At 41.0% G+C, this 229-nt stretch carries 1 pseudogene; it reads left to right on the top strand.

What is annotated here, in order from left to right:
* Positions 1-229: pseudogene (locus tag CF394_RS15290) on the top strand (flagellar hook-associated protein FlgL); the annotation flags it as partial.

Below are 229 nucleotides of genomic sequence, written 5' to 3'. Positions count from 1 at the left end.
GATCCAAAGTCAGCTTTTGGAGGCACCTCTGAAAGCGGACAGAATGTATTTGAAATGCTTGACTCATTTGAGAAAGCACTGAGTTCAGGTTCACTAGATGGCATGGACAATGTTTTAGATGATATTGATCAATTTTCTGGCGGCATGAGCGCTGAACGCTCTGATCTTGGAGCAAGATATAATCGTCTTGAATTGGTTAATACAAGACTTTCAGCTCAAGAAGAAACAG

The sequence above is a fragment of the Tetzosporium hominis genome (assembly GCF_002265435.1).
Classification (GTDB): Bacteria; Bacillota; Bacilli; order Bacillales_A; family Planococcaceae; genus Chryseomicrobium; species Chryseomicrobium hominis.
The sequence above is the reverse complement of the archived record's forward strand: the minus strand, read 5'-3'. Positions and strand labels throughout refer to the sequence as shown.